At 53.6% G+C, this 12,197-nt stretch carries 11 protein-coding genes; 3 read left to right on the forward strand and 8 right to left on the reverse strand.

The genetic code is table 11. The features are described from left to right. Nucleotides 1-9 precede the first annotated feature (9 nt). From MIH18_RS17855 to MIH18_RS17865, 3 genes are all read right to left on the reverse strand, one after another. On the reverse strand, nt 10-1,041 hold the full coding sequence (locus tag MIH18_RS17855) for an ABC transporter permease subunit (protein WP_249013141.1): 1,032 nt from the start codon (nt 1,039-1,041) through the stop codon (nt 10-12). 101 nt (nt 1,042-1,142) lie between these two features. After that, a complete protein-coding gene (locus tag MIH18_RS17860; protein ID WP_249013142.1) occupies nt 1,143-2,111 on the reverse strand; it encodes an ABC transporter substrate-binding protein in 969 nt (322 codons plus the stop codon). Nucleotides 2,112-2,412: 301 nt separating this feature from the next. After that, a complete protein-coding gene (locus MIH18_RS17865; RefSeq protein WP_249014647.1) occupies nt 2,413-3,588 on the reverse strand; it encodes a dicarboxylate/amino acid:cation symporter in 1,176 nt (391 codons plus the stop codon). Nucleotides 3,589-3,865: 277 nt separating this feature from the next. Between MIH18_RS17865 and MIH18_RS17870 the strand changes: the two genes are divergently transcribed. Beyond that, nucleotides 3,866-4,246: a DUF2237 domain-containing protein gene (locus tag MIH18_RS17870; RefSeq protein WP_249005980.1), complete on the forward strand. Its 381-nt coding sequence runs from the start codon at nt 3,866-3,868 to the stop codon at nt 4,244-4,246. A 44-nt stretch (nt 4,247-4,290) separates the two neighbouring features. Here MIH18_RS17870 and MIH18_RS17875 read toward each other — a convergent pair whose 3' ends face one another. The 4 genes from MIH18_RS17875 to MIH18_RS17890 form a co-directional block, all read right to left on the reverse strand. Further along, on the reverse strand, nt 4,291-4,959 hold the full coding sequence (locus tag MIH18_RS17875; RefSeq protein ID WP_249013143.1) for a glutathione S-transferase: 669 nt from the start codon (nt 4,957-4,959) through the stop codon (nt 4,291-4,293). A 122-nt stretch (nt 4,960-5,081) separates the two neighbouring features. Beyond that, nucleotides 5,082-7,367, reverse strand: coding sequence for an FdhF/YdeP family oxidoreductase (locus tag MIH18_RS17880; RefSeq protein WP_249013144.1), 2,286 nt, complete (start codon nt 7,365-7,367; stop codon nt 5,082-5,084). 67 nt (nt 7,368-7,434) lie between these two features. After that, nucleotides 7,435-7,635, reverse strand: a complete 201-nt coding sequence (locus MIH18_RS17885) for a PLDc N-terminal domain-containing protein (RefSeq protein ID WP_249013145.1) — start codon at nt 7,633-7,635, stop codon at nt 7,435-7,437. A 157-nt stretch (nt 7,636-7,792) separates the two neighbouring features. Further along, nucleotides 7,793-9,226 carry an aldehyde dehydrogenase family protein gene (locus tag MIH18_RS17890; RefSeq protein WP_249014648.1) on the reverse strand — a complete coding sequence of 478 codons (1,434 nt, stop codon included), beginning with the start codon at nt 9,224-9,226 and terminating at the stop codon, nt 7,793-7,795. A 146-nt stretch (nt 9,227-9,372) separates the two neighbouring features. Between MIH18_RS17890 and MIH18_RS17895 the strand changes: the two genes are divergently transcribed. Both MIH18_RS17895 and MIH18_RS17900 read left to right on the forward strand, forming a co-directional pair. Further along, the gene (locus MIH18_RS17895; protein WP_249005976.1) at nt 9,373-10,443 is read left to right on the forward strand and encodes a mechanosensitive ion channel domain-containing protein; all 1,071 of its coding nucleotides are present in this window, start codon (nt 9,373-9,375) and stop codon (nt 10,441-10,443) included. A gap of 36 nt (nt 10,444-10,479) precedes the next feature. After that, nucleotides 10,480-11,694, forward strand: coding sequence for a serine hydrolase domain-containing protein (locus MIH18_RS17900; protein WP_249005975.1), 1,215 nt, complete (start codon nt 10,480-10,482; stop codon nt 11,692-11,694). Nucleotides 11,695-11,761: 67 nt separating this feature from the next. Here the strand turns inward: MIH18_RS17900 and MIH18_RS17905 are convergent, their stop codons facing one another. Then, on the reverse strand, nt 11,762-12,067 hold the full coding sequence (locus MIH18_RS17905) for a hypothetical protein (RefSeq protein ID WP_249013146.1): 306 nt from the start codon (nt 12,065-12,067) through the stop codon (nt 11,762-11,764). Nucleotides 12,068-12,197 lie beyond the last annotated feature (130 nt).

Below are 12,197 nucleotides of genomic sequence, written 5' to 3' on the forward strand. Positions count from 1 at the left end.
TGCCCTTCCTTACTGTTTTTGCGAGGCGTTAATACGCGCCAGCGATGCTTTGGTTACCCGGTCCAGAATGACCGCCAGAATAACAATGCCAAGTCCCGCTACCAGGCCAACGCCGAGTTCCAGGTTGCGTATGCCCTGCAGTACCAACACGCCAAGGCCGGGCGCCGACACCAAAGAGGCAATAACAACCATGGCCAGGCTCATCATGATGGTCTGATTTACCCCTGCCATGATGTTAGGAAGCGCCAGCGGAATCTGTACTTTGTACAGCTTTTGCCGGCTGGTCATGCCGAAGGCATTCGCCGCTTCAATTACGTCTGGGTCTACCAGCCGGATACCAAGGTTGGTCATGCGTATAACGGGCACTATGGCGTAAAGAATGATGGCAATGCCGTACAGCTTGGACTCGGTCACGCTGAACAGAAAAATCAGCGGGATCAGATACACAAAAGGAGGCAGGGTCTGCAGCATGTCGAGTACCGGGACCGTCAGCCTCTGCATCATGTCATTCCGGGACATGGCGATACCAATAGGTACGCCCAGCAGAACGCAGATGAACGCGCAGACAAATATAATCGCCAGCGTTTGCATGGCGTATTCGTAGTAGTCGATGAAGGCGAGCAGGCACAGGCTGCCAGCCACGAAGCCGACCAGCTTCCAGGATTTGGTGACAAACAGAACAACCGCCAACAGAATCGGAATAACGATCCACCATGGCGTCGTGATCATGCCGTAAAGCGTGCCATCAAGGGCCCAGCTCAGGGGCTGGGTAATGGGGTCCAGCACAATGCTGAGATTGTCTTTGATGGCCAGAAAACCTTGCTCCAGCCCTTGAGTTAATTCCCGGGACTGGGGGAAGGCTGGGCAGGAGTCATTGAGTGCATCCATGGATGGAAACGGCACGTCCCAGAGGGATTGCTCGGCTTCCGTACCTTTTGATTTGTTGAGCAACTCGGCCATCGACATGGGCGCGTTGCTCTTGCCTTCAGCGCACCACTCTGTGAGTCCGAGCGATGAAAATAGGAAATCGTAGGTTGCCATGAGCGTTCAATATTCCTTGCGCATTCAGAATGAGGTATTGGGTGTGACTTTCATTGGCCAGATAAAATAAGAGCCGGTGAACCGGCTCTTATTAAGAACGTCTACTGGCCAAGCACGTTGGCAAGTCTTTGAGTGGCTGACTCGTTCAACCAGCTAGACCATTCATCGCTATTGTTGCTCAGGAAGTAAACGGCAGCCTCTTCGGCGGAGGCGTTATTTTCATCCATCCAGGCCAGCAGGCCACTCATGGTGCTGGTTTTGAAGGTCATCTTGCTCAGCATCTCGACCACTTCCGGCTCGCGATCACCAAAGCTGGTTGTGACTGCGGTCAGAATGGTGGCAGCAGGGAACTCGGAAACGCCGGGGTTTTTGGCTTCTTGGGTCTGGTTACGGGTATGAACGTCTGGCTTGTACTCGCCAATTTTAACGCGGGTCATGTCGTACTTGCCGAGTGGAACAGTGGGGCCCCAGTAATAACCGAACCAGGGCTCTTCACTTTGAACCGCGGAGGCCATAGAGGTCGCCAGGGTTTCACCGGAACCGTGGTCGAATACCTTGATGCCTGAGGCCTTCAGATCGAGAGCGCGAATCAGGTTGTCACTGACAACACGGCAGCCCCAACCGCTCGGGCAGTTGTTAAAGCGGCTGTCCACCAGTTCCGGATTCGCCATGATGCCTTCAATGGTTTTCAGTTCCGGGTGTTTCTCGGCCAGATACGTGGGAATCCACCAGCCTTCAATACCACCCGGGTCCAGTACTTCGGCCACGCGCTTGATTTTGCCTTGCTCTTCCAGCCGCAGGTAGGCCTCGCCGGCAGAGTTCAGCCACAGTTCGGTCACGATGTCCGGTTCGCCATTTTCAGCGACCGATGTGACGGCAGGAACGGTATCAGAAGGAATCACCGATACGTCGCAGCCGTAGCCTTGTTCCATAATAAATGTGGCGACGCCCGTTACTACGGCGTTCGAGGCCCAGCTCATCTGGGTGATGGATACGTCACCGCATTCGGCGGCAGCGAGCGAGGGTGCAGACAGGGCGCACAACAGCGCCACAGGCGTTAATTTACGCATGGTTGGTACTCCATTTTGGTTTGAACGTGCACGGCTCAGGGGCCGCTGAGGGAGTCTGGAAGACTTCTCGGGAGATGATTTCGCGCTTTGTGAGCGTGTTTGAAAGGCAATGCAAACGTTATGACCTCGGTTATTACTTAGTCACCAGAGTAATGATTTGAGTAGGAGTTACAAGTGATTAATTTTAAATGTCGCTAGAAGGTGCCACATTGAGGTCATATTTTTCTGACCGAATTATCAACGGAAGATAGGGCACAGATTTGAAATCTGTCCCCGGTTTTTGGCCGGTTTCCCACGACCGTTAAGCAGTAACGACTTCTTTCTCATCAATCACGGCGGCGCCAATGATGTCACCGGCCACGTTGGAAGCGGTACCGCCCATGCCGATTAAGGCATCAACGCCGGCAATCAGGGCAACGATTTCCAGCGGTAAGCCAAACAGGCTTAGAACGGCTGATAAGGTAACCAGGCCGGCGGCCGGCACTCCCGCCGTGCCAATGGACAGCACTGTTCCCACTACCACGATGGTTACCAGGTCAATCAATGCCAGGTCCAGCCCCATAATGTTAGCGGCGAATACCAAAGACACGCCCATGCGCAGTGCGCCACCGTCGGAGTTAAATATGGCGCCTAGCGGTAGGGCAAAGTTGGCGGTTTTGGCCGATACGCCTGCTTTTTTTGCAGCAGAAATAGCGACGGGTAACGTTGCCAGGCTGCTTGAGGTAAAAAATGCGGTGGCATAAGCCTCTTTGATGTCGCCAAAAAAACGCAGTGCCGCGTAGCCGTAGAACTTTAAGAAACCGGTGTATACCAGCGACCACAAAACAGCCAGGCCCAGGTAAAACGTGGCGGCAAACACCAATAATGACTTCAGGGTGGCCCACCCCTGGGTACCGAAGGTGGCGGCACTGATCGCCATTACGCCAATGGGCGCATAGAGCAAAATGCCGCCCAGTATTTTATAAAATAATTTGTTGAAGGCGTTGAATAAACGCTCCAGCAACAGGCCTTGCTCTTTTGTCTGCTCGTCGGGTGAAAAGGTCATGGTTGAAATGGCAATACCGATAATAATGGCAACAAATAGAATGGCCATTAAATCACCCGCTGCAAAGGCTCCAAACAGGTTGTTGGGCACAATTTTCAACAGCATGGCAGACGCGCCCGGTATCTCAGGTTGCTGGACAACCACATCGGGCAGGCTTAAATTATTTCCCGGATTAAAAAGCAGAGCCAGTGACACGCCAATACACACGGCCATGGCCGTAGTGGCAGCGTAATAGAGTATGAGCTTGGCGCTTAATCTGCCCATTTGCCTGACATTCATTTGGCCAATTGCCAGCGCGACCGTCAAAAAAATCACCGGTGTGGCAATTAAGCTGAGTAGGCGGATAAAAATTGTGCCCAAGGGGCTGAGGATAGCGGCTTGTTCACGGAAAATGATGGCGATAGCAATGCCCAGAAAAAACCCCGCTGACATTTTAATCACTAGCGAGGTTTCCTTATACGTTTTCCATATACTCATGTGTTTCGTTTTGCCTTGTAGAGCTAGGTATTAACCGCAGGCGGGAATTATTACGATTCAAGCCGCCTCAATTATCAGTGTAACGTGTTGGGAACGGCATAGTACCTGAATTCAGCAGTGGGACGTAAAACCGACCTCGATATACGCTCGTTGACGGTCACTGGATGATGTAGTGCCTGTCTATAGCGTATATTGGTCTATCATATTGTCCACTTATATAAGGAGCAACCTCATGCTTGTACAGGAAGAACCCATCAACGTTATTGGTGAGCCATTAGAGGCCTGCGGTAAAGACCCAGTGACTGGATTTTTCCGGGATGGTTGCTGCAATACCGGTTCTGATGACATGGGCAGCCACACGGTGTGTGCCGTGGTGACCGATGAGTTTCTGGATTTCTCCCGCAGCCGGGGCAACGATTTGACCGAGGCCCGCCCGGAGTTTGGCTTTCCGGGTTTAAAAGCCGGCGATGGCTGGTGCCTATGTGCAGGCCGCTGGCGCGAAGCTTTGGAAGCAGGCTGCGCACCCCGGGTTCGGCTTAAGGCTACTCACCGCGCCGCACTGGAGGTGTGTGACCTGGCGGATCTGAAGAAGCATTCTGTGGATCTGAGTTAGTGGCACAAAGCGGGGAGGGCGCCTGAGCGCACTCCACCGTCTGCTCAGGCAAAATCGTATTTCCCGCCTTTTTCAAGGGCAATTTGGTAAGCCGGTCTGGCGTGCACACGTTTCACCCAGGCTGTAATATGAGGCCGGTTCTTGCCGATGATGCCCCGGGCCACTGAGGCCTCTAATGGAAAGCTCATCTGAATATCCGCAACGCTCAGTTTATCCCCAAGAAACCAGGTGTTTTTCGCCAGATGAGATTCGACAAAATCCAGGTGGGTTTTGATCATCGGGCCGATGAAAACTTCATTGGTTTTGTTCACGATGCCTTTTGCCACTGGTTTGACAAAAAACGGCATCGGACTGGTTTTTACCTTTTCAAACACCAGGCGCATCACCAGCGGCGGCATCAAAGAGCCTTCGGCGTAATGCAGCCAGTATGTGTAATCAAGCCAAGCCTGGCCACCGCTTTCCGGCAACATAGTATCCTTGCCATAGGTGTGGGCAAGGTATTCGATAATGGCGCCAGACTCCGCGATGACCAAGTTGCCGTCGGTGATTACCGGCGATTTACCCAGCGGGTGTATTTTTTTGAGGCTTTCAGGCGCTAGCATGGTTTTGGCATCACGCTCGTAGCGCTTAATCTCGTAGGGCACTCCCAGCTCTTCCAGCATCCAGAGAATGCGTTGTGAGCGGGAGTTATTGAGGTGGTGGACGGTAATCATGCAGAAATCCTGTTCGAGTCAAAAGAGTGAGCAATCCTGTAAAATAGGCTCGAAATGACTTTTTGGTTCACCACTATCGCGCTTTGAGTTGCCCCGTGGAAAAGCCGCAGGGCAGAGCTCTTTTAAGCTTGCTCCCGCTCAATCCGTACCGGAACGGACTTCGACCCTGGAGTTTTCGACAGCTGATCATGATGGCTGACCGGCACTAGAACATTGCACTCCGGGTAGTAAGACGCCACGGTGCCTGCCGGAATCCGGTAAGGCGTTAGCACCAGGCCACCAAGGCGGCGATCAACGCCGTCATCCAGGTCTGTAATCATCAGCACTCGATCTCCGCCCGACAGCCCGGCACGTTTAATATCATCCGGGTTCATCAGCAGCACATCCCGCGTGCCTTCAATGCCATGAAAGCGATCCGAATAGCCATAAATGGTGGTGTTGAACTGATCGTTTGAACGCATGGTAAGCAAACTGTAACGGCCGGGTTTTGCATCGAATCCCAGCGATGTCAGCCGCTCTGGCGTGGTGAAGAGTGCTTTTTTCTCCGGTGTTTTCCAGATTCGTTCATGTGCAGCAATGCCTCGATAAAAGCCACCGGGCTCGAACATCCGTGCGTTGAAATCGCCAAAGTCGTCGGGGTATGTTTGCTCGATCAGATCCCGCACCAGCGAATAATCTGCGGTCCACGCCTCCCACTTCACCTTCGGATTCTCTGGTAACAGCGCCTTGGCGATACCGGTAATGATAGCGAGTTCGCTTTTCAAGTGTTCGGATATGGGCGACCGGTGGCCGGTAGAACCGCTAATCATCGAAAAGCTGTCTTCGGTGGAAACGGCCTGCGGCCCGCTGGCCTGCTGGTCCACTTCAGCACGGCCGAGGCAGGGCAATATATAGGCCGACTTACCAGGAAAAATATGACTGCGATTAAGCTTGGTAGAAATCATCACCGTTAAGTCCTGCTCGGCCCAGCTCTTTTCCATACGTTGCTGGTCCGGCACGGCGCGCAGCAGATTGCCACCCAGACAAATACTCGCTTTGACCGATCCGGCGATCAAACCCTCGACCATCTCGACAATGTTGACACCGTCTTTTAAGGGCGGATTAAAGTCGAAAAGCTCGCGCAGCTTGTCCATGGGAATAAGGCCAGCTTTCTCCGCGACGCCTACGGTTCGCTGGCCCTGAACGTTGGAGTGCCCGCGCACCGGGCAAATACCCGCGCCAAGCCGACCAAGGTTGCCTCTGAGCATCAGCAAATTGACCAGCATGCCCACATTAACCGAGCCGTGGGTGTGTTGGGTGAGCCCCATGCCATAAACGCCAATGACGCGTTCTGCCTTTATATACACGTCGGCGGCTTCTTGCAGTGATTGCTTGGTGAGCCCGCTACCGACTTCGATATCGTTCCAGTCGGCGGCTTCAACCGAGCTCAGAAAGCTGTCGAAACCCTGGGTGTGCTCCTCAATGAAGGCCACATCGATGATACGTTTTTTGCCATTGTGTTGAGCGGTCTTGTCCGCTTCGATGACGTGCTTGCAAATACCCATGATGGCCGCCACATCGCCGCCGGAGTTTAACTGGTGATATTGGTCGGAGATTTTGGTTTGGCGCCCCGTGGTCATATCAACTGCATTCTGAGGATCTACAAACGCCACCAACCCTTGCTCGATGATGGGGTTGAAGGTGACAATTTTAGCACCGCGTTTTTTTGCATCTTTCAGGGGGTGAAGAAAGCGGGGGCTGTTGGTGCCGGGGTTCTGACCGAAGAAGAAAAAGGCATCGGCCTGTTCCAGGTCTTCCCAGATGATAGTGCCGACGGGAGAACCAATTACCTTGCTTAGGCCAACAGAGGTGGTTTCGTGGCACATATTCGAGCTTTGCGGCAGATTGTTATTGCCGTGCAGTCGCGCCATCAGTGCGTAAAGATAAGCAGCTTCAAGTCCGGCATGGCCAGATGCATAGAAAACCGCACTTTCGGGATCGAGTGCGTTGAGTTTATGCGCGATGTCTTTGAACGCCGATTCCCAGTCGGTTTCTTCATAGCGGTCGTTTTGCGGGTTATAACGCAGGGGGTGGGTCAGCCTGCCGGTTTTTTCCAATTCATGGTCGGTCCAGGTGCGGAGCTGTTGCACCGTATGTGTTTCCCAGAATGCGGGCGTGCAGCGGTCTGTTGTCAATTCCCACATGACCGCTTTTGCGCCGTTTTCGCAGAACTCAAACGCGCTGTAGTTTTTGGGCTTGGGCCAGGCGCAGGAAGGACACATAAGGCCACCAGGTTTGTTCATCCTGCGCAGTGTGTCCGCTGCGGAAAGTGAGGCCGACGATTCGATAGAGATGCTGGCGATTCCTTTCAACGACCCCCAGCCACCAGCCGGTCCCTTACCGGTGACGATGTCATCTTTATTACTCATGTGTTTCCCCGATCAAGTTTGTTTGTATTCAGTATTCCAATCACTATTCGAATCACCGCTCCAATTACTACCCTCGGGGCCCGAACAGTAACCAGATGATGAAGCCGACCAAGGGAAACACAAGCAGCACGATAATCCAGATCACTTTGGCGATGGTGCTGGCCCGGCTCTTTGCGACTTTAACAATGGCCATGATAACGATGACCAGCCAAACCAGGCTCAGCAAACCACCGAAAGCATTACCAACACTACTAAACAGGCTGTCCATAGACTTCTCCTTGGTTGTCGATTGGCGTATCCATAAGCAGCATAACTCTAACTATAAAATATAGCCGAATAATGAAAAAACGGGGCCGGCTGTTTGTACAGCCCGGCCCCGTAGAGAGAGTGGCAAGTCTAAGTGAGTGGTTAACCCGACAGGCTAATTACCAGTCGGTAACAGATTTAACTTCCAGAAACTCTTCCAGCCCCCACACGCCGCCTTCCCGGCTGCCGTTGCCCGACTGTTTCATGCCGCCGAACGGGAAGCCTGACGATCCGGATCTGCCATTAATTTCGATCATGCCCGACCGCAGTTGCCGCGCCAATCGGTGAGCTTTTTCTTTATCGGATGTCTGGATGTAGTTGGTTAGCCCGTAGTGGGTATCGTTCGCCAGCTTTACCGCTTCTTCTTCTGTTTCAAACGGTGTGATGGCAAGAACAGGGCCGAAAATTTCTTCGCTCCAGATGGTCATCTCAGGTGTAACGTCTGCGAAAACCGTTGGCCTTACAAAGTAGCCCTTGTCCAGCCCTTCTGGCCGACCTTCGCCACCGGAGACCAGCGTCGCGCCTTCCGCAATACCTTTTTTGATCAGTGCCTGAATTTTCTGGAACTGTTGTTCAGAGACCACGGGGCCAATTTGGCGACCGTCTACGTCGGCAGGGCCAACATCTGTCTGGCTGGCAATCAATGCGGCGGTTTCAACTGCCTGCTTGTAAAGCGACTTCTCCACCAGCATCCGTGTTGGCGCGTTGCAGGATTGGCCTGAGTTCGCAAAACAATGGCGCACACCGCGCGTTATGGCTTTGTCATCGGCGTCGGCAAAGATGATGTTAGCGCCTTTGCCGCCTAGCTCCAGGCCAACTCGCTTCACGGTGTCTGCTGCGGCAATGGTGATGGCTTTGCCGGCACGGGTTGAACCGGTAAAACTGACCAGATCAATATCCGGGTGTTTTGAAAGTTGCGAGCCAACGCCTACGCCATCGCCGTTGACCAGATTGAATACGCCTTGAGGAAAGCCCGTGCTGTCGATCATTTCTGCCAGCAGCATTGCGGACAAAGGTGAAATCTCTGACGGTTTGAGAACCACTGTGCAGCCAGCCGCAATGGCAGCCGGCACTTTCAGCATGATCTGGTTCATCGGCCAGTTCCAGGGGGTTATCAGAGCGCAAACGCCCACCGGTTCGTGCATGATTCTGTTTTCTGGCGCGTGGTCACCCAGGGCGTGCTCAAACTTAAAGGCTTTTAAAGCACGAATGGTGTTTGCCAGATGCGTAGCACCGGCACCCACTTGGGCTGTTCTCGCCAGGTTAATGGGCGCTCCCATTTCTTTACTGATGGTTTGTGCCATCTCTTCAGCACGCGCGGTGTAGGTTTCCAGCAAGCGCTCCAGCAGGTCAATACGTTGTTCTCTGGTCGATGTCGACCAAGCCGGAAATGCGCTTTTTGCAGCGCTGACGGCCATATTCGTATCAGCTTCAGAGCCCAGAGTAATCTTGGCAAATTCGGTTTCATCAGAGGGGTTGATAACGTCTATCGTTTGGGTGCCCTGAGGCGTTACCCATTTTCCGTTAATGTAGAACTTGGTTGTATCCATAATGCGTCTGCTCTTTTGTGGGAGTTGACTCATGGTAGCAGACTCGTGAACTTTGACTTTCCTATTACCTTTTTTAACACTTTTTTTTGCTAGCACTCGCGGCATGCGCTAATTTGACGACTTCAGAGTTATTGTGGCGGGAGTAAGGAATGTTGGAGTCGATCGAGGCCGGTCTAACCGCGTGGCTGGTGCCGGGGGCCTCTGCGTTACTGGCGCTGGTAGCGACCTACGCCGCTTACCGGATTGCGTTGGGAGTGACACGTCGGGTTACACGTTCCAAAGCCGTTCCCCGGATCTTTCTGGACGCCGCGGCCCGCGCCCTGGGCGTATTTTTATGTTTGCTGGTGCTGAACGGGGTTCTGGAAACCGCACCTGAAGGTCTTCTCCTGCTGGCGGAACTGCAGCATTTCGCCACGCTGCTGCTGATCTTGTCGATGACCTGGGCGGCGGTGCGTTGCACCTCGGCCATCGGGGATGTGATTGTTACGCTCAACCCGGCGCTTGAGCACCAATGGAAACGTGCCCGCAAAGTTGAAACACAGACCCGGTTTTTGGTTCGCGGCCTCAATATCCTGATCGTGATTATAGGGTTGGGGGGCGCCCTGATGACCTTTGACGGCGTGCGCCACGTTGGTGGCAGCCTGCTGGCTTCCGCAGGCATTGGCGGCATTGTTCTGGGTTTCGCGGCCCGCCCGGTGCTGGGTAACTTGCTGGCAGGCATGCAGATTGCTTTGACCCAGCCGTTCCGTATAGACGATGTACTCCATGTTCAGGATGAGTGGTGCTGGGTTGAGGAAGTAACCGCGACTTACGTAGTGTTGCGGATCTGGGATCTGCGCCGGATGATCGTACCGTTGCAATGGTTCATCGAGAACCCGTTTGAGAACTGGTCGCGCAATAGCGCTGACCTGATGGGTACGGTTTTTCTCTCACTGGATTACGCCATGCCGGTGGAACAATTGCGCGAGGAGTTCGCGCGGCTGCTCAGGAAATCCTCCCTGTGGGACGGAAAAACGGAGACAGTGCAGGTAACCGAATCGAACGAGCGGGCGCTGCAGGTGCGCTTCCTGATGAGTGCCTCGAATTCCAGCAAGGCTTGGGATTTACGGTGCGCAGTGCGGGAGGGGTTGGTGACCTTTGTACAGAACAACTATCCGGAGTATCTGCCACGGGTTCGGGCGCGGCTGGTGGATGAACCAGACGCTACCATTGATTCGTAAATTGCTTTCAAAACCACACAACAAGGTGCTTTCACTATGACGGAACTCAAACAGGTTGCTGGCCTTTCAGCAGACCAGCTTCGCAATATTGAACGTCATCTTGATCGTCGCTATATCCAGCCTGGAAAATTACCCGGCACGCTGACACTGGTCGCCCGGCGAGGAGAAATCGCCTATGTGAAAGCCCAGGGGTTGATGGATGCGGAGCGCAACAAACCTGTCTGCCGGGATACAATATTTCGCATTTACTCGATGACCAAGCCGATCACGTCTATCGCCATGATGCAGCTTTACGAGCAGGGGCGGTTTTTGCTGGATGACCCGGTACATAAGTACATTCCGGCGTGGAAAAACCTACGGGTTTATAAAAGTGGTGTTTATCCCGATTTTCTGACCACGCCTGCCACCAGCATCATGACCATCCGCGACCTGTTCACCCATATGTCGGGCCTGACTTACGGATTCATGAACCGCACCAATGTTGACGCGGCCTACCGCGAGTTAGGGCTTGATGGCAGCCGGAACCTGACGCTGGAAGCACTGGTGAGCCAACTTGGGGAACTGCCGCTCGAGTTTTCACCGGGTACGGCCTGGAACTATTCCGTCAGCACGGATGTGCTGGGGTATTTGGTGCAGTTGCTGGCGGATCAGCCTTTAGACGAGTATCTACGCGACAATATCTTTGCTCCATTAGACATGCCAGACACCGGCTTCCAGGTTCGTGACGATCAGCTTGACCGCTTCGCCGCTTGCTATCAGTACCGGGCTGGCGATCAGCTCAAGCTGCAGGACGATCCGGAGACGTCACATTTTCGGCACAAAAATAAGTTTGTGTCAGGCGGCGGCGGGCTGGTGTCCACCATCGACGATTACTTTCATTTTGCCCAGGCGCTTTGCCAGGGCGGAGAGTTTCGGGGGCGACGGATTATTGGTCGAAAAACCCTGGAGTTCATGCGTTGCAATCACTTGCCGGGTAATCAGGATCTGCCGGGCCTTGCGGTTGGAGCCTTCAGCGAAACACCTTATGCCGGAACCGGCTTTGGCCTGGGTTTCTCGGTTAAGACAGACGTTGCCAAATCCCAGACCAACGGGTCGGCGGGCGAATACGGTTGGGGCGGCTTGGCGAGCACCAACTTTTTTGTCGATCCGGTGGAGGAGCTGGTCATGATCTTCATGACGCAACTGATTCCCTCGTCGTCTTACCCGATCCGGCAGGAGTTGCGGGCCATTGTGAATGGGGCTTTGGTGTGACCCACAGGGCCCTATAACTTCAGGGAGTCCGGGATTGGAAAAGAAATCTGTCCCGGCTTATTTGATGTTACTGGTTGAGAATATCGATGATTTCTCGGGTATCCTTAATAATCGTATAGACGCGACCCTCGATCTCTACCCGCTGACGGTTGCCATCGACGTCGCGGATATTGCCGAAGCGCAGCAACTCCCGGTCGAAATGATCACCTTTCCGATAGTTCAGCTTTTTCTGCCAGCCCGGCGGCAGTGGCTGGCCACGCTCGACTTTCTTCTGCAGGCCCGGCGGTAGCTGATCGCTATGAGATGATTTGCCCATTGCCGGCGCTGCGCCAATCATTACGCCCAACAGGGCAAGCATCAGAATAAACTTCATAATCTATTAACTCCTAAAATCACGATACTCCGCTAAGCTAACACGGGGTTGAACGCGGTGACGTTAACGCTGGTTCATGCCCAAGAAAGCCAGGCCCTCAAAACCGTCCGGTAATCCCATCTTGAGTCCA

This window comes from Marinobacter sp. M3C, assembly GCF_023311895.1.
Classification (GTDB): domain Bacteria; phylum Pseudomonadota; class Gammaproteobacteria; order Pseudomonadales; family Oleiphilaceae; genus Marinobacter.